General features: G+C 31.6%; 19 protein-coding genes. 11 read left to right on the top strand and 8 right to left on the bottom strand.

All coding sequences use genetic code 11. From position 1 onward, the window contains the following. Positions 1 to 515 (top strand): hypothetical protein (locus METFODRAFT_RS04355; RefSeq protein ID WP_007044330.1); only part of this gene is annotated, 515 nt, incomplete at its 5' end. Between the two features lie 44 nt (positions 516 to 559). Here METFODRAFT_RS04355 and METFODRAFT_RS04350 read toward each other — a convergent pair. From METFODRAFT_RS04350 to modA, 4 genes are read right to left on the bottom strand one after another with little or no spacing between them, the layout of a single operon-like run. Then, a complete protein-coding gene (locus METFODRAFT_RS04350) occupies positions 560 to 748 on the bottom strand; it encodes a hypothetical protein (protein WP_007044329.1) in 189 nt (62 codons plus the stop codon). A gap of 9 nt (positions 749 to 757) precedes the next feature. Continuing rightward, positions 758 to 1,906 carry an ABC transporter ATP-binding protein gene (locus METFODRAFT_RS04345; RefSeq protein ID WP_007044328.1) on the bottom strand — a complete coding sequence of 383 codons (1,149 nt, stop codon included), beginning with the start codon at positions 1,904 to 1,906 and terminating at the stop codon, positions 758 to 760. Positions 1,907 to 1,910: 4 nt separating this feature from the next. Beyond that, positions 1,911 to 2,681, bottom strand: a complete 771-nt coding sequence (locus tag METFODRAFT_RS04340) for an ABC transporter permease (RefSeq protein ID WP_007044327.1) — start codon at positions 2,679 to 2,681, stop codon at positions 1,911 to 1,913. Between the two features lie 8 nt (positions 2,682 to 2,689). Further along, positions 2,690 to 3,379 (bottom strand): molybdate ABC transporter substrate-binding protein, encoded by a 690-nt coding sequence (gene modA, locus METFODRAFT_RS04335; RefSeq protein ID WP_245528905.1) that lies wholly within the window; start codon positions 3,377 to 3,379, stop codon positions 2,690 to 2,692. Between the two features lie 290 nt (positions 3,380 to 3,669). Between modA and METFODRAFT_RS04330 the strand changes: the two genes are divergently transcribed. Then, positions 3,670 to 4,530 carry a radical SAM protein gene (locus METFODRAFT_RS04330; RefSeq protein ID WP_007044325.1) on the top strand — a complete coding sequence of 287 codons (861 nt, stop codon included), beginning with the start codon at positions 3,670 to 3,672 and terminating at the stop codon, positions 4,528 to 4,530. A 1-nt stretch (position 4,531) separates the two neighbouring features. Further along, entirely contained in the window at positions 4,532 to 5,284 is a 753-nt protein-coding gene (locus METFODRAFT_RS04325; protein ID WP_007044324.1) for a sugar phosphate isomerase/epimerase family protein, read from the top strand. Between the two features lie 5 nt (positions 5,285 to 5,289). On the opposite strand, the gene METFODRAFT_RS04320 is transcribed toward METFODRAFT_RS04325, so the two are convergent. Then, complete coding sequence (locus METFODRAFT_RS04320) at positions 5,290 to 6,105, bottom strand: hypothetical protein (protein WP_007044323.1); 816 nt, start codon at positions 6,103 to 6,105, stop codon at positions 5,290 to 5,292. A gap of 69 nt (positions 6,106 to 6,174) precedes the next feature. On the opposite strand from METFODRAFT_RS04320, the gene METFODRAFT_RS04315 reads away from it, so the two are divergent. Beyond that, positions 6,175 to 6,951, top strand: coding sequence for an adenosylcobinamide amidohydrolase (locus tag METFODRAFT_RS04315; protein ID WP_007044322.1), 777 nt, complete (start codon positions 6,175 to 6,177; stop codon positions 6,949 to 6,951). Between the two features lie 739 nt (positions 6,952 to 7,690). Then, positions 7,691 to 8,464 (top strand): ATP-binding protein, encoded by a 774-nt coding sequence (locus METFODRAFT_RS04305; protein ID WP_007044321.1) that lies wholly within the window; start codon positions 7,691 to 7,693, stop codon positions 8,462 to 8,464. Here the strand turns inward: METFODRAFT_RS04305 and moaA are convergent. Next, positions 8,461 to 9,354: a GTP 3',8-cyclase MoaA gene (moaA, locus tag METFODRAFT_RS04300; protein ID WP_007044320.1), complete on the bottom strand. Its 894-nt coding sequence runs from the start codon at positions 9,352 to 9,354 to the stop codon at positions 8,461 to 8,463. The genes METFODRAFT_RS04305 and moaA overlap by 4 nt on opposite strands. A gap of 196 nt (positions 9,355 to 9,550) precedes the next feature. Here moaA and ahcY point away from each other — a divergent pair, with 196 nt between their 5' ends. The 6 genes from ahcY to tfrA all read left to right on the top strand — a co-directional run bounded on the left by ahcY (position 9,551) and on the right by tfrA (position 16,346). Continuing rightward, a complete protein-coding gene (gene ahcY / locus METFODRAFT_RS04295) occupies positions 9,551 to 10,798 on the top strand; it encodes an adenosylhomocysteinase (RefSeq protein ID WP_048115559.1) in 1,248 nt (415 codons plus the stop codon). Positions 10,799 to 11,024: 226 nt separating this feature from the next. After that, positions 11,025 to 11,939, top strand: coding sequence for a dihydroorotate dehydrogenase (locus METFODRAFT_RS04290; RefSeq protein ID WP_007044318.1), 915 nt, complete (start codon positions 11,025 to 11,027; stop codon positions 11,937 to 11,939). Between the two features lie 45 nt (positions 11,940 to 11,984). Then, on the top strand, positions 11,985 to 13,070 hold the full coding sequence (locus tag METFODRAFT_RS04285) for an MnmC family methyltransferase (protein ID WP_007044317.1): 1,086 nt from the start codon (positions 11,985 to 11,987) through the stop codon (positions 13,068 to 13,070). A 59-nt stretch (positions 13,071 to 13,129) separates the two neighbouring features. Next, positions 13,130 to 14,251, top strand: coding sequence for a hydrogenase large subunit (locus METFODRAFT_RS04280; protein WP_007044316.1), 1,122 nt, complete (start codon positions 13,130 to 13,132; stop codon positions 14,249 to 14,251). Between the two features lie 349 nt (positions 14,252 to 14,600). Continuing rightward, on the top strand, positions 14,601 to 14,723 hold the full coding sequence (locus tag METFODRAFT_RS11710; protein ID WP_007044314.1) for a hypothetical protein: 123 nt from the start codon (positions 14,601 to 14,603) through the stop codon (positions 14,721 to 14,723). A gap of 24 nt (positions 14,724 to 14,747) precedes the next feature. Then, positions 14,748 to 16,346, top strand: coding sequence for a fumarate reductase (CoM/CoB) subunit TfrA (gene tfrA, locus METFODRAFT_RS04275; RefSeq protein WP_007044313.1), 1,599 nt, complete (start codon positions 14,748 to 14,750; stop codon positions 16,344 to 16,346). Here tfrA and METFODRAFT_RS04270 read toward each other — a convergent pair. Together METFODRAFT_RS04270 and corA are read right to left on the bottom strand one after the other, a co-directional pair. Further along, on the bottom strand, positions 16,343 to 16,600 hold the full coding sequence (locus METFODRAFT_RS04270) for a signal recognition particle subunit SRP19/SEC65 family protein (protein WP_007044312.1): 258 nt from the start codon (positions 16,598 to 16,600) through the stop codon (positions 16,343 to 16,345). The genes tfrA and METFODRAFT_RS04270 overlap by 4 nt on opposite strands. A gap of 47 nt (positions 16,601 to 16,647) precedes the next feature. After that, on the bottom strand, positions 16,648 to 17,601 hold the full coding sequence (gene corA / locus METFODRAFT_RS04265; protein WP_007044311.1) for a magnesium/cobalt transporter CorA: 954 nt from the start codon (positions 17,599 to 17,601) through the stop codon (positions 16,648 to 16,650). Positions 17,602 to 17,620: the final 19 nt, after the last annotated feature.

Raw genomic sequence — 17,620 nt, 5'->3', positions numbered from 1 at the left:
CTAAACTATTTATAGAATTAGTGAGTATACTATTAAGTGCTGCTAGCATAGGAGATGCACCGTTTTTTAACGAGTTATTTAAGTACTACCTATTTCTATTTTTTGGTCTTAATTTTAATAGTGTTAAATCACACTATCAGTTAACTAAAATAGCAACTATTGATGATTATATAGGTTGGGATGTAATTCAGAAGGGAAAAGGAAAGGGGAATACTGATTATATAAGAGTTACAAATAAAAAGGAATATGATGACTTGGTTGTTAATTACTTAAAAATAAATAAAAGACCTCCAATGAAAGCAGAAATCCAACGTATTCCAAATTTATTAATAAAAATCATAAATAAAGAAGAAAATAAAAACTACTCAATTGCGGACTTTGATGATGGTTTAATATATATTGGAACTAATTTTTGTTTTAACCACAATAATCCAAAATGTGAGGATTGTCCAATAAAAGATTTATGTGTTGGATATAATGAAGATAAATCATTAATTGAAAATTACAGAACATAAGAAATTAGGTATTATATGAATTCTTCAAATGCTTGTTTATCTCTTCAATTATTGCCCACTTTAAATCCCTCTTCAGTGAGCATTTTCTTCATTTCTTTTACCTCTTCTAGACCTCCTGTTTTGCTATTCTTTGCACATTTGCCACAACCTATTATCATTATAGTGTTAACGTTTTTCTCTATTAATTTTCTTTTAATTTCCTTGAAATCCTTTTTAATTGTTACTACTGCCATAATACCACATCAACATCCAATTTCTTCAATTGGGTTTTTAGACACTTTACATTTGCAAAGTGCCTCCTGATCTGGAGATCTGCATTTTTTACCACACATTGGATGAGGAGCATCCCTACTAAATGAAACCCAAACGTCATCATTTATACCATATTTTAAAAGATGTCTTGTTGTAGTTGCATAAACTTCCAAGCCGCCGATATCCACAACGACTTTCAATACAGAACCATTTGGAATTATGTTGATGATTTTTCCCTTTATGGCATTTTCATCTTTTTTTGTTCTGTTTAGGGTAATGTCCTCTGGGTGGATACATAAAGACACATTCCTTTTTCTTTCAAATATTGGATATTTTTTAACTTTTATTGTGAATGGTGATTTTAGATCTTCATTAACTACCTCTATTGTTGCTACATCTTCTTTAAGTTCTTTTATATTTCCTTTTAAAATGTTCTTTACACCAACGAAATTTGCAACGAATTCATTTTTTGGATGATAAAAGATTTCATCTGGTTTTCCAATTTGCTGAATCTCCCCTTTGTTCATCACTGCAACATTATCCCCTAACAACATAGCCTCTGTTAAGTCATGGGTTACATAAATCCCAGTAACTCCCAAATTTTTTAATATAGTTTTTAACTCTTCCCTCAATTTCTCCCTTAAAATTGGATCTAAAGCACTCAACGGCTCATCCAATAATAAAACATCAGGATTAATAACTAAAGCCCTTGCTAATGCAACCCTCTGCTTTTGTCCTCCACTCAACTGGGGGATTTTTTTATCCTTTAAATGTGTAATCTCAAGGATTTCCATTATTTCATATACTCTTTTTTTAATCTCATTCTCATGTATTTTTTTAATCTTTAATCCGAATGCTATATTTTCAAAAATATTTTTATGTGGGAAGAGAGCATAATCCTGAAAAACAAACCCTACATTCCTTTTTTGTGGGGGTAGGTCATTTATTACTTTACCATTAATTACAACATCTCCAGCATCCTGCTTCAACAATCCTGCTATAATTTTTAGGAGTGTGGTTTTTCCACAGCCACTTGATCCCAACAAAACCATAATCTCACTATCATTTACACCAAAACTTATATCATTCAAGATTTCCTGTCCATCTATTCTTTTTGATATGTTGTTAATTTCTATCATAATATCATCCTCTTATAGCAATTCTTTTGAATAAAGTCAGGATCCCAAATGATATGACAATTAAAAGTAAAGATAGGATGTTTGCAACTTCTCTATTTCCACTCATCGCATTGTTGAATATTGCAATTGGCAGTGTTTCTAAAAGTCCACAGACCATTACCGTAGCCCCAAATTCCCCTATAGCCCTTGCATAAGTTAATATTATTCCTGACATAATTCCAGTTTTTGATAAAGGTAAAATTATCTCCTTAAATATCTCGTATTCGCTTGCTCCAAGTGTTTTTGCGGCATCAACTAATGATGATGGTATATCTTGAAGAGATGCTCTGATACTCCTCACCATAAATGGGAGGGCAACAAATGTCTGGGCTATAACAATTGCAAAGGTTGTAAACATTATTGTAATACCAAATAAATGCAACGGATATCCAATCAGCCCATACCTTCCAAAGGTTATTAAAAGTAAATACCCAGCAACAGTTGGAGGTACTACAAGCGGTAAATTAACAATGGTATCAAATGCATCCTTTAGTGGGAACCTTTTGTAGGTGAGGATATATGCTAAAGGAATCCCAACACATAGCGAAATTATTGTTGATACAAGAGAGGTTGTAACGCTTAAAATTAGAGGATTCAATATGGATTCATAGTCGATGAAATTTTCTAAAGGATTTGAAAATATATTAAGTAATAAAGCCAAAAGTGGCATAATAATTAATAAAATAAATACAGTTATGCTAAACCCAATCAAAAATCTAAATGTTAATGATTGCATATTATCCCTTATTTTGCAGTTATGACAACCAACTCATTCTTTGCAAATATGCTGTAATTGTCTACAAATCCTTCTTTTTTAAGGATGTTCATGTGTTTTAAACTTGCTGAGGCAAAGACATCTGCTCCACTTTCCCCACCTACTGCTCCACCTTCAATTCTCTGCCTTAAAGAACCTGAACTTGCAAACAACAATTTTACCTTACATCCGGTTTTTTTCTCAAATTCTTTACCTATTTCTTTAAATGCATCTGTTAGTGATGCGGCAGCATAAACAACAATCTCTCCACCAATTTTCTTTGATTCATAAGGTTGTGGGTTCTCTATTGGGCTTATAAATCCATATTTTGCCAATATTTCTTGTCCTTCTTTTGAAAGAACAAATTTCACAAATTCTTGTCCTGCCTCTTTATCATCACTATCCTTTAACACTTCAATAGGATATTCGGGAACTACATTAATCTCTTCTGGAATTTTGATGACTCTTACTTTATCTTTCTCCACATATGCATCGGTTCTATAAACAAATCCAGCATCTACTTCTTTTGAAACAACTTTATCCAAAACAGCCCTAACATTTGCTTCCTTTGAAACAATATTCTTCATTATTTTATCTGCAAGTTCTGGATTTGATTTTTTTAAGTTCTCTAAAACTTTCATAGCATATTTTCCTGCTGGAACGTGTTCTGGGTTTCCTATTGATATTGTTACCCCATCATTACCTAAATCCTCAAATTTCTATTTTTGTTGTTGGTTGGTTACTCATACATCCAGAAAAAATAACAATGGCTAGTATGAGAAACACTGCGGTTCTTTTCATAACGTCACCTTCTTATACTCTTCTGAATCTGGTTTTGTAATTGTATATATAATATATAAACTTTTCGGTAAACGGAAGGTTATTTCCTACTTTTATAATTAATATAATGCCTAATCGAAATTTAGTTATTACATAATGTTTTTTATAGATTAGAAAACTGAGTGAGAACATGAAATACCCAATCCTAAAAGTAACAAATAGATGCAATTTAAATTGCCTTTATTGTTATGCATTTAATAAAAATAATAAGGATATGGACTTTGAAACTGCAAAGAATGCAGTTGATTATATTTTGAAAATAGATGACAAATTAAAAATCCAATTTACTGGTGGAGAGCCACTTTTGAATTTTGATTTGATTGAAAGAATAATAGACTATTGCAATGAAAATTATTCCGATAAATATATTTCCTATGCAATACAAACAAATGGAACTCTGCTAAATGAAAAAATTGTCAAAAAGATTAATAAGTTAGGAATAAAAATCGGAATCAGCATAGATGGTTTGGAGGTAAATAATACATTAAGACCCTACAAAAACAAAAAACCTTCAACAATAGACACGTTGAGGGGCATCTATCTTTTAAAAGAATATAATGTTCCTTTTGGTGTGACAATAGTTGTAACAAACAAAAACCTACCCTGCATCAAAGAATTTGTTGAATATTTAATTGCCTTGGGGATTAGAAGCATAAGTTTTAATTTATTAAAGCCAAAGAAAAAAGAACACTTAAAATTAATGCCAAATGAAGATGAATTTAATAAAATTCTGGATGAGTTAAGGGATTATCCAATATATATTAAGAACATACGAAGGGAAGAAAAACTAAATAAAAAATATTGCTTTTTAAATAATGGGGACTTGCTCTTTGTCAATGAATTTGGAAATATCTATCCATGCCCAACATTGGAAGGGTATTTTTATATGGGTAATATAAATAAAATCGATAAAGAAAACCTAAAATTATTTAAAGTTGATTGTAATGATTGTTTTGCAAGGAAATTTTTGATTAAAAATGTTGGGAGATAAAATGATAGGCATATCAACAAGCGTATTTGCAAACTCAAATACAAAGTTAGAAGATGCTTTATCAATTTTGGAGGGTAAAACAAGATACACTGAACTTATTTGTGATGGATACCTAAATGTTATGGAAAACATTGAGGTTCCACTTTCTTTTGATTTGAAATACACACTGCACTGCCCACTTTCAGATATAAATTTGTCATCCTTTAGAGAAAAGGTTAGAAAAACAGGTGTAGAGGTTGTTGGGGATATTTTAAAGGTTGCTGATAAAGTAGATGCTTCCCTAATAGTTCTTCATCCGGGTTATTGTATCTTTGAGGAAGATTATCCAAAGGCATTGAATGCCTTAAAAAAGTCCATAGTTGAGTTAAACAAACTCCAAAATGAATATTCCATAAAAATAACAATAGAGAATATGCCATCCTATAGTATGTTTATGTTTAGGGAACCAATTGATGAAATTATTGAAATTTTGGGAGATGTTGGAATAACCTTTGATATTGGACATTCTTTTTTAAATAACAACATCGATGCATTTTTAGATGATAAAATTATTGATAAAATTTCCCACATCCACATCCATGATAACAATGGGGAGTTTGATGAACATTTATGCATAGGAAAGGGAAAGATTAAGTTTGAGAAATATAAAAGGAAGTTAAAAAGAATAAATTGCATAAAAATGATTGAGATGCAGTATAAGAGTATTGATGATTTAGATTTATGTATTGAAAGGGTTAAGAAGTTGTTTGAATAAAAATTTTATGTCAACTTTGTTAAATTGTCTTTATTTATTTTACTTTCCATAATAACAAATAGTCCATCTCTTTTAGCATTTATGTCATAAAATCCATCTTCTTTTTCAATTTCAATGTTTTTTAAGGCATTTTCATAACCAATTTTTGCAGAATTTTCATTTTTGTATTTGGTTATAATTTTGTAGTATACGGTATTGTTGTCTAAATATTTAATACCTACACCAAAACACGTTGCATTGTATTTATTTTCTTTATTGGCACGGGCAATCGAGTACATATCTCCCCCAGAGACCATATCCTTTATTTCAGCAATATCCTTCATGTTTAAGATGGATTTTTTGTTACCAACTATTGTATCTATACAGTTCTCAACTCCCTCATTTAGGCCAAATACAATTTTATTACCAATCACTGCAACTGAACTTTTCCCAAGTGGTGATTTTGTTTTATATATCTCCACGCCTTTGTAACTATCCTTCTCATACCCCTTCTCATTTAAAAATTCTTTAAAGTTTTTTAAATTAAAGTTACCATCAACAATAATAATTGCTGAAGACTCAGAGTATGCGGAAATTATGTAGTTTGTATCCTCTACATCAACCCCCAAATTTTTAAGGAATGGATTTTCTTCCTCTTTCAATATGTTCTTATTTACGTAAGCAAATCCAATATAATTATCTGGAATCATATCAAAAACATCAACATTTCTTGGAATTTCTGTATTCACTGCAATTTCAGCATTTCCTGATTTTTCAAAGCACCCACAAAAAATACCAAATACTAAAAGGCAAATTATGGGCAAAAATAATTTTTTATACATAATATCACCAAAAGTTTTATAATTCAGGTTCGTTAGAATTGTTATAAAAACTTTTTTATTGGTGATAATATGGAAGAGGTTTTAAGGATTGATGATTGGAAGGCATATAAAATCCCCCATACCGTTGAGATTGGAGATGAAGTTGAGGATACAAAAACCCTCATAATTAAATTTGATAAAAGAAGAAAAGTTTTATCAACAAGGGAAGGATTTAAAGACATTGGATATGTTGGAAACCATTCCATTCCTGTACCATTTTGGGATAAGGTTCATGACTATAAAGATTATGAAAATCAAGTATTAAAAAAGATTGGAGTTGAAAAGAAGGATATAGCCTTGTTATCAACTGGAGCAAATATGGATAATTTGGCAGTTGCAAAGGAGGAGTTTGATGAATTCTATGTCATTGCCTTCACAACCGCTGGGGCAAAGCATAATGCAATAAGATTAGGAGATGAAGAGGCAAATTATATTGAGAAGGATTTTAAAACCTACAAAATTGAAAATGGAAAAATAATCCCTAAGGAAGAAGTTGGGACCGTTAATATTATTTTGATAACAAACGCAAACCTAACAGATGGAGCAATGGCGAGGGCAATAATAACCATTACGGAGGCAAAAACAAACGCCTTCCAAGAGTTGGATATAAGAAGCACAAAACATCCAGAACTCCAGGCGACTGGAACTGGAACGGATAACGTTATTGTTGTTGGTGGTTTTGGGAGAGGAGTTAATTACACAGGAGGGCATACTAAGATTGGGGAAATGATAGCGAAATGTGTTAAAAAATCTGTAAGGGAAGCGTTAATAAAACAGGACGAGTTAAAAGTACCCTTAAACAAATAATAGACCTTTAAAGCATATTTACGCATTTTTTTAATTTTTATATTGCAATTAAACAATTAAATGTAAATAAATTTCCAAAATAAAACTAAACCCATACTTTAGGAGTCTCCCCAACGTAGTCATTTATAGACAATTATAGACATTTAAAATACTTCTATTCAAATCATCAATAATTCATACACTAAAAATTTATAGGATAATCCCAAAAATAAACCCCCAATAGGACAGAGTGCATAAGACAAATAAGAAAAAGATGAATGACTATACTCAATAAACAAAAATTGATGCAAATAAAATTATCGTAGAAATTAAAAAGATTTTTGAATACTCAATTAATGAAATGGCAACTTTACTCCCAATTAAAAATCCAAATAAGATTGATAATACTCTTAAATTTGTCTTAATATTGTTATTAATATAAACTATCCAAAAATCAGTAAATCCAATTAAAATAAAAACGCAACTCAAATATTGCTCTCATTCCGCAGTTTCCTCTAATTTCACCAAATAAATCTAATTTTGTTATTTTCGAATGTTTTAATAATTATTGCGAATTTAAAATACCAGTTGAATCTTAAACTATTTATAGAATTAGGGGTATATAATTTAGTGTTAGTGGTATAGAGATACATCGTTTTTTTAACGAGTTATTTAAGTACTATTTTTTAATATTTAATATTAATATTGTTAAATCACCTATCAATTAAAAAATAATTTTAGTATTGAAAATTGTGATATCATGAAAATTGCAATAACAGGAAAAGGTGGGGTAGGAAAGACATTCATTTCATCAGTTTTAGCAAGATTATTTGAAAAAAGTGGTTATAAAGTTATAGCGGTTGATGCAGACCCAAATACAACATTAGCATGTGCTTTAGGGATAGAGGAGGAAGTAATCCCAATATCAAAAATGAACGATTTGATTGAAGAAAGAACCGGGGCTAAACCAAATAGTTATGGATCAGTATTTAAGTTAAACCCAAAAGTAGATGATATCGTTGATAAATTTGCATATAAAAAAGGAAATATATATTTGTTGGTTATGGGGACAGTAGAAAAAGGAGGCAGTGGCTGTGTTTGCCCTGCATCTGTTTTATTGAGGAGGTTGTTACAACATTTAATTTTAAAGAGGGATGAAGTGGTTATATTGGATATGGAAGCAGGAATTGAACATTTGGGCAGAAGAACAACTCAAAACGTTGATTTAATGATAGTTGTTGTTGAGCCATCAAAAAAATCCTTCTTAACAGCAAAGAGGATAAAAAAACTTGCAAATGACATTGGAGTTAACAACTTGGTAGTTATTGTTAATAAGGCAAAAGATGAAGATATGGAATTGTTAAAAGATATTATTGAAAAAGATATTGGTTTACCAGTTATTGGCTTTATTCCATATGATGAGGAAGTTTTAAAGAGTGATTTTCTTGGAAAACCTGTTGATTTAAATTCAAAATCTGCAAAAGAGGTTGAAAAGATATTTAACTACATATTAAAATTAAAACAAATTAGTTAACCTTTAAAGTATGGCTCTCTCCTATTTATGCATTCAATAAAACACTTCCTTATATCCTCCCCATTTCTTAAAGGGGTTAAGATATCAACCAAATTATCATCCCTCAACAGACATGGTTTTAAAAATCCATCATGCGTTAGTCTTATCCTTGTGCAATGGCTGCAAAATTCTGTATTGTCCATAGGCCTAACAAATTCAACTTCCAAACCATCAAGAAGATATTTTTTTCTATTTTGCATAAATTTTCTTGTAATTATTTTATCTGCTTTTTCTTTGATTCTGTTTTCTATTGGGGTTATATCTACATAATGTTTATTCAAATTTTTATTTGTTGGAATAAACTCAATTATTTGAAGTATTGCACCAATTTCTCTGCAATAATCCATAATGTCTTTTAAATGGTTAATATTTATATCCATTGCTAAATAATTTATTTTTAAAGGAGTTAAACCAACCTCAATTGCTTTTTCAATTCCCCTCTTAACCTTTTCAACATCCCCATATTTTGTAATTTTTTTATATAACTCACTGTTGAGAGTATCTAAACTCACATTAACTCTATCTAATCCATTATCTTTTAATTTTTCAGCATGTTCCTCTAAAAGAATACCATTTGTTGTCATAGAGATGTCTTTTATTCTTTTATCTTTAATATTCTTTAATATTTCGTTGATATCTTTCCTTAATAACGGCTCCCCACCAGATATCTTTATTTTCCTCACACCAAAATCCAAAGATGCCTTAACAATTTTTCCAATTTCTTCGGGGAGCATAAATCTTCCGATATCTTCGTTATGGCCTTCTTTATGGCAATAAAAACATTCTAAATTGCATTTTTGTGTAATGGATATTCTCAAAGACCTGATTTCTCTTCCAAATCTGTCTTTCATTAAAATCCCTTTTAACTTTTATAAAATTAGTATTGATTAGCCTCAATGATATTTTTAAAACTTTATATAATTGTTTGTGTTATATATAGTTAAACCCTTATAAAAATAGATTGTAATCAATCTACAAAAGCAAAACATTTTGCAGGATGATTGTAAATCGCACATATTTAAAATCCTAAAAATGGCTGGTGAAAGAATGTATAATGTAAAAGACATAAATTTGGCATCAGAGGGAGAGAAAAAAATCGAGTGGGCAAAACAACACATGCCTGTTTTAAGATTGATTAGGGAAGAATTTAAAAAAGAAAAACCATTTAAAGGAATAACTATTGGAATGGCTTTGCATTTGGAGGCAAAAACAGCAGTTTTAGCAGAGACATTAATGGAAGGCGGGGCAAAGATTGCCATTACTGGATGCAACCCATTATCAACCCAGGATGATGTCGCTGCTGCATGTGCTAAGATGGGAATGCATGTTTACGCATGGCGAGGAGAAACAACAGAGGAGTATTATGAGAATTTAAATAAAGTTCTCGACCATAAGCCAGATATCGTTATAGATGATGGATGTGATTTGATATTCTTATTGCACACCCAAAGAACTGAACTTTTGGATAATATAATGGGCGGTTGTGAGGAAACAACAACAGGGATTATAAGACTTAAAGCAATGGAAAGAGAAGGGGCTTTAAAATTCCCAGTAATGGATGTTAATGATGCATATACAAAGTATCTATTTGACAACAGATATGGAACTGGGCAGAGTGCAATTGATGGAATCATTAGGACAACAAACCTACTAATTGCTGGAAAAACTGTTGTTGTTGCTGGTTATGGATGGTGTGGGAAAGGTGTAGCGATGAGAGCAAAGGGGATGGGAGCAAATGTTGTAATCACTGAGGTAAATCCAATTAAGGCATTAGAGGCAAAGATGGATGGATTTAGAGTTATGAAGATGGAAGATGCTGCCAAAATAGGGGACATATTTATAACAACAACTGGATGTAAGGATATTATTAGAAAAGAGCATGTATTGCTTATGAAGGATGGGGCAATATTGTGCAATGCAGGGCACTTTGACAATGAGATAAATAAGGGGGATTTGAGGGAATTGGCTACTTCAGTTAGAGTTGTTAGGAACAACATTGAAGAATATAACTTAGGAGACAAAAAACTCTACTTACTTGGAGAGGGAAGATTGGTTAATTTAGCATGTGCTGATGGACATCCTTGTGAAGTCATGGATATGAGTTTTGCAAATCAGGCGTTAGGGGCTAAGTATATACTGGACAACCATGAAAAATTGGAAAATAAGGTTTATAATATCCCATACGAGCAAGATTTAAGAATAGCATCATTAAAATTAAAATCCATGGGTGTTGACATAGACGAATTAACAGAAGAGCAGAGAAAATACTTAGAGGATTGGAAAGAAGGAACATAATACCTAAACATCCTTTTTTATACTTTTTGTAGAATCTGCTAAATTTCCCTCTTTTAAAAATTTATGCTCTATAAATTTGTTATCAGTAAATTTTAAATAGACAGAGATTTTTATTGTGTTAACAGCAATAAATGACTATAATCACAAATAAAATAAAGGTATATTTTATCTATTAATTTGTCATTTTTTTAAAATTTCATTATAACTATAGACACGCGGTGATTTTATGTTAAATACTGTAATCTGTGGTATAAATTTTAAAAATCCAGTATTTTTGGCTGCTGGAGTTATGGGGGAAACAGGAAGTGCTTTAAAAAGAATGGCAAAAAATGGTGCTGGAGCAGTATGTACAAAATCCGTTGGTTTGGAAAAAAAAGAAGGTCACAAAAATCCAACAATTGTTGAAGTGGAAGGAGGATTTTTAAACGCTATGGGATTACCAAATCCTGGAGTTGAGGAATATATTGAAGAGATTGAAAAAGTTAGGGATGATCTAAAAAGAATGAATGTAAAAATCATAGGTTCAATTTATGGAAAAGATGAGAAAGAATTTGCCATTGTAGCAGAGAGGATTGAAAATTATGTTGATATGATTGAATTAAATATATCCTGCCCTCATGCAGGAGGTGGTTATGGAGCGACTATTGGACAGGATCCGAATTTATCTTACAAGGTTGTTGCAAGTGTAAAGGACGCTGTAAAAATCCCAGTATTTGCAAAATTAACACCAAACGTAACAGATATTAAAGAAATAGCAAAGGCAGTTGTAGATGCAGGAGTCGATGGAATAACGGCAATAAATACCTTAGGTCCAGGAATGGTTATTGATATTGAGGTAGGAAAACCAATACTAAGCAATAAATTTGGTGGAATGTCGGGAAAAACAATAAAACCAATAGCAATAAAGATTGTCTATGATTTATATGAAACTGTTGACGTCCCAATAATTGGAGTTGGCGGTATAACCACTGGAAGGGATGCATTGGAATTTATAATGGCGGGGGCATGTGCAGTTCAAGTGGGAACTGGTGTCTACTATAGAGGTTATGACATATTCAGAAAAATATGTGAAGAGATGGAAATGTTCTTAAAAGAGAAAAATGTAAAATTAAAGGATTTGATTGGTTGTGCTCATGAATAAACTTACTTTAAAAAATGAACTCAATTTAAAGTCAAATGGGAAAATATGCTACCAAATAAAAAAGCCATAGGGATTATAAAAAAATATATGAACTTAGCAATAAACAATAACTTCTTTGAGGAAGATTTTAATGAATTTGGGAAAAAATTGGTAAGGGAACTAATAGATAAAAATTTGTTAGTTAAAACAGGGGATGGAACATACACTTTAAAGGCAGAGGATGAAGAGGAGTTAATGCATTCAAAAATAGGAGCATTAAAAGAGGCAGTTGAGAAATTTGCAATCCCATCCAACATAAAAAGTAGAAAAAATCCAAAGGTTTTGGATTTATGTAGTGGGTTTGGATACAATGCAGTTGCCGCACTACATTTTAACAAAGATGCAGAGATAGATATGGTTGAATTGTGCAGAGAGGTTTTATTTTTATCACTCTGCCTAAATATCCCATTTAAAGAGCATGAAATTATTAAAAATTCAATAAAAAACTTTTTTATGGGAGAAGAAACCAAAAATTTAAAAATTAGGGTATTTAATGAAGATGCAAGAAAGGTTATAAAGAGATTGGACAAAAAGTACGATATTGTTTTTCACGATGCATTTTCCCCACAAAGAGACCCAATTTTATATACTGTCGATTTTTTAAAGGAGATTTATAAAAAAATGAATAATAATGGGGTTTTGATATCCTACTCTTCTTCAATTCCATTTAGGAGCGGATTAGTTGAGGCAGGATTTGTTATTTCAGAAGGTCCGAGTGTTGGAAGAAAAAGAGGAGCAACAATTGCATACAAAAACCCATCTTTTGAAGTTGGTAGGATTTCTGAAATAGATGAGAGGGTTATAGCACTATCAACAGTAGGCATCCCATATAGGGATGTGCATTTAAATGCCATAAAAGAAGAGATTATAAAAAATAGGGAAGTTGAAAGGGAAGAATTTAAAAGAACGTTGATAAGTCTGGGAAAGTATTACTCAACAAAAAGAATTAAGAAGGGAAATATTGATAATGAATTTTTAAAAATTCAAAAAATGGATTTAAACTCTTCTGAAGTAATAAAAAAGATGAGAAAATTATTACTAAACCGTAATGAAATTTTAAAACAAACGTTAATGCAAAAAAATATATATTAAAATATTATATTAATACTAAATTATCATTATTAATCATTATAAAATTTAATTGGGATATCATGTATGAAGGAGAGATAGCAATAGGTCCTGTTCATCCAACAATGCTCGAACCCCATAGATTGAGGCTTTTTATTGAAGATGAAGTTATTAAAGATGCTGAATTAACAATAGGAGTTAACCATAGGGGTATAGAGAGATTAATGGAAGGTCTTCCAGTTGAGAAGGCAAACATCCTAACTGAGAAAATCTGCGGGATTTGTTCCCATATACACGTATGGAATTCAGTTAGGGTTGTTGAAAGAGGATGCAACATAGAGGTTCCAGAGAGGGCAAATTACATCAGAGTTATTATTGAGGAGTTAGAGAGATTGCATTCCCATACGATATTGTTTGGGCATGCCTTTGAAGTTCTTGGACATGAAACAATGTCAATGAGGGCATTTATGCTTAGAGAACCAATAATGCAGACACTCTTTGATATAAGTGGAAGTAGGGTGCATTATTCATGCCCAATTATTGGGGGAATAAGACCGAGATGTAACATAAAAGATAGCCAAATCCCGACAATTTTGGAGAGGTTGGAAAGATTTGAAGAAAAATTAAAAAAATTTATAGAGAGGACGTTAAATGACCCAATGCTCGTTTTAAGGATGAAGAATATTGGTGTTTTGGATAGAAAAACTGCAGCAAAATACCATGCAGTTGGACCCACAGCAAGGGGAAGTGGAATAAAAAGTGATATGAGAAAAATGGGATATGTTGAGGAGTATGATCCATTTGAGTTTGAGGAAGTTTTATTTGATGATGGGGATGTTTTGTCAAGGATTGCAGTGAGGTTTTATGAATGTTTTGAGAGTATTAAGATATTGAGGCAGGCATTAAAAGCCCTCCCTCAACTACCAGAAAAAATTTACAATGGAGATTATGAGTTGCATGCATTTAAACCAATAGATTGCTATAACGAAGCACAGAGAGGGCAAGTGTATCATTCCTATGGTTTAGATAGTGAAGGCAGAGTAATGCATTCAAAGGTTAGAACGCCAACAGCAACAAATTTGGCAGCGATGGAGGAGATTTTAAAGGGTTATCATGTAACTGATGTAGAATTAATCATAGCAAGTTGCGACCCATGCTTTACATGCACAGATAGGTTGATAATAACGAAGGAATATATTAAATAAAATATAAATAAAATAAAAGAGAAGTTTTTATTGTTTTGAATTCTTGTTGTTGAGTTATATTATTTTTTATTTTGGTGGTTTTTATGAATAAAAATGAAATTTTAAAATTATTGATAAAAAATAAAGATAAAATTAAATCCTCCGGAGTTAAAAGAAGGTGGTTTATTTGGTTCTTATGTTAGAGATGATCAAAAAGATGCCCTCAGATGTTGATATATTGGTTGAATTATTTTGATAACCATAGGGTTTGAAATTCTTTTTAGAGGATTTATTTAGAAAAAGTTGATTTGGTTATTAGGGATGATATAAGAAAAGAACTAAAAAAAATATATCTTAGATGAGGTAGAATATGTCGAGGGATTATAAATTGTATTTAAAAGATATTATGGAATCTATTGAAAAAATAGAAGAATATACTGATGAAATGGACTTTGAAAATTTTGTAAATAATAATATTAAAATATTTAAATAAATAATTAAATAATTTGGTGATAGAATGCAAACTGATGTCTTAATCATCGGTGGTGGAGGAGGAGCAGGTAGAGCGGCGATTGAATGTAGAAATAAAAATGTTATTATAGCAGTTAAAGGTCTCTTTGGGAAAAGTGGATGCACAGTTATGGCTGAAGGAGGTTATAATGCTGTTTTCAATCCAGATGATAGTTTTGAGAAGCATTTTTATGACACCATGAAAGGAGGAGGATTTATAAATAACCCAAAACTCGTGGAAATTCTTATAAGAAATGCTCCAAAAGAACTTAAAAATTTGGAGAAGTTTGGATGTATTTTTGATAGAAATGAGGGTGGGACTATTGCCCAAAGACCATTTGGTGGGCAGAGTTTTAATAGAACATGCTATAGCGGAGATAGAACTGGACATGAAATAATGAGTGGACTCATGGAGTATATATGTAAATTGGAGAAAATAAAGATTTTAGAAGAGGTTATGGCAATAAAGTTAATAGTGAAGGATAATAGGTGCTATGGGGCAATATTTTTAGATTTGAAGAGTGGAGAGATTTTCCCAATCTATGCAAAGGCAACTATATTAGCAACTGGAGGGGCAGGGCAATTATATCCAATAACCTCAAACCCAATCCAAAAAACAGGAGATGGTTTTGCAATATCATATAATGAAGGGGTTGAGTTAGTTGATATGGAGATGGTTCAATTCCATCCAACTGGAATGGTTGGGAGTGGTATTTTAGTCACCGAGGCAGTTAGGGGAGAAGGGGGGATACTATATAACAAAAATAAGGAAAGATTCATGGCAAGGTATGATAAGGAAAGGATGGAACTCTCTACAAGGGATGTTGTAGCAAGGGCAATATATACGGAGATACAAGAGGGTAGAGGAGTAAATGGCGGAGTTTATTTGGATGTCTCTCATTTAGATGATGGGATTATTGAGGAGAGATTGGAAACAATGTTAAGACAATTTTTGGATGTTGGTGTTGATATAAGGAAGGAGCCAATGATAGTTGCTCCAACTGCCCATCACTTTATGGGAGGAGTTAGAATAAATGAAAAATGTGAAACTAATATGGTTGGTTTATTTGCATGTGGGGAAGTTGCAGGAGGAATTCATGGGGCAAATAGATTAGGAGGGAACGCATTAGCAGATACTCAGGTTTTTGGAGCAATTGCTGGAAAATCAGCGAGAAAATTTGCTGAAAAACTATGCAATTTTGCAGATGTTATGGATAAGGTTAAGGAAGATATTGAAAAAATACAAAATGAAATACAAAGAGAAAATAGAAATGGCGAGAATGTTTATGAATTAATCGACAATCTAAGAAATATCATGTGGGATTGTGTCTCAATTATAAGGGATGAGAATGGATTAAAAACAGCAATCAAAAAAATAGATGAACTAAAAAACCAAAAAATTGCTATAAATGGAGATATTGAAGTTCAGAAATACTTTGAATTAAAAAATATGCTAACTGTTGGGGAGATTGTTGCAAGATGTGCATTAATGAGAAAAGAAAGTAGGGGGGCACATTATAGGAGAGATTATCCAGAAACAAAAGAAGAATGGAAGGGAAATATTATTGTTAGTAAAAAAGGCATGGAGTTTGTCAAAATTAATTAATTTTTCATAACCTCACATAGTTTCTTTAAAAACTGAAGTTTTGAAGTTTCCACATCTACTTCTATATAACCACAAACTTTCCAATGTTCTTTTGGATGGCATTTATCCCTATAAACCTTCGCATTGTATCCCATCTTTTTCAAAGCCATTTCTATATCCTTTAATTTTGGATTTTCTATGGCGATATCTTTTGGAACTTTTCTACCTTCTTTCCTGCTTTTATTTTTGTCTATGTAATTTGGCCAGATGATCATATCTACCACCTTGGGAAGTTTTAATAGTAAAAATATAAATTAACAAGTTACCACAACTTGAACCATTTTTCCCTACCAAACACATACGCAAGGACAAACAGGACAAGTAATGATATCCCCATCACAATCCAAAATCCATTGGGACTATCAACCAATGGCATATACTTAAAGTTCATCCCAAAAATTCCAGTAATCCACATTGGGACTGCAAAGAGCGTTGTAACCATTGTCAAAATCTTCATTATTTGGTTCATCCTTATATTTTCCAATGAAAGACACATGTCCATCATAGAGACAAGCAATTCTCTATATGTGGTTTCCATATCAATCAACTGCAAGGTATCGTAGTATAAATCCTCAAAGTTTGCTCTGTCCTCTTGTGTGGTAATTGGCAGATACTTTCTTTTTAAGACTGATAGTACTTCCTTATTTGATATCAATGCCTTGTGGAAGTAAACGAGCATCTTCCTCAACTGCAAGATTTCTTCAGTTATTTGCTTGTTATACTCTATTAACAACCTATCCTCCAAAACATCCAATTCATCTTCTAAATTCAAAAGAATCCTCGAATAACTCCTCGTAATTTGGTTAAGTAAGTTATACAAAAAAAATCCGATTCCTCTCTCAAACAGTATCTTTGGACTTTTTGTTTTTAATAGGTTGTATAACCTCCCAATTGCCTTTATCTTATCTGAGTGTATTGTTAATATTATATTGTCCTTTATAAAAATACCAAAGGATGTTGTTGTAATATCCTCTTCAAAAAGTGGGGCTTTGTAAATTATTAGGTAGTATTCATCCTCCTCCTCAACTCTTGGAACTTCTTGCTCATCAAGCCCAATACTTAATTCATTCACATCTACCTCTATTTTTTTAGAAAGTTTTGTTAATTCTTCGTTAGTTGGATCATAACAATCAATCCATATTAAAGTGTATTTTTCATTTATATCATCCAATGTAATTTCTTTAACAACTCCATCATAACCAACAACTCTCAACATAATATCATCCATAATTTTT

Source organism: Methanotorris formicicus Mc-S-70, assembly GCF_000243455.1.
Lineage (GTDB): Archaea > AGJL01 > Methanococci > Methanococcales > Methanococcaceae > Methanotorris > Methanotorris formicicus.
This window is presented reverse-complemented; position numbering and strand designations above follow the sequence as displayed.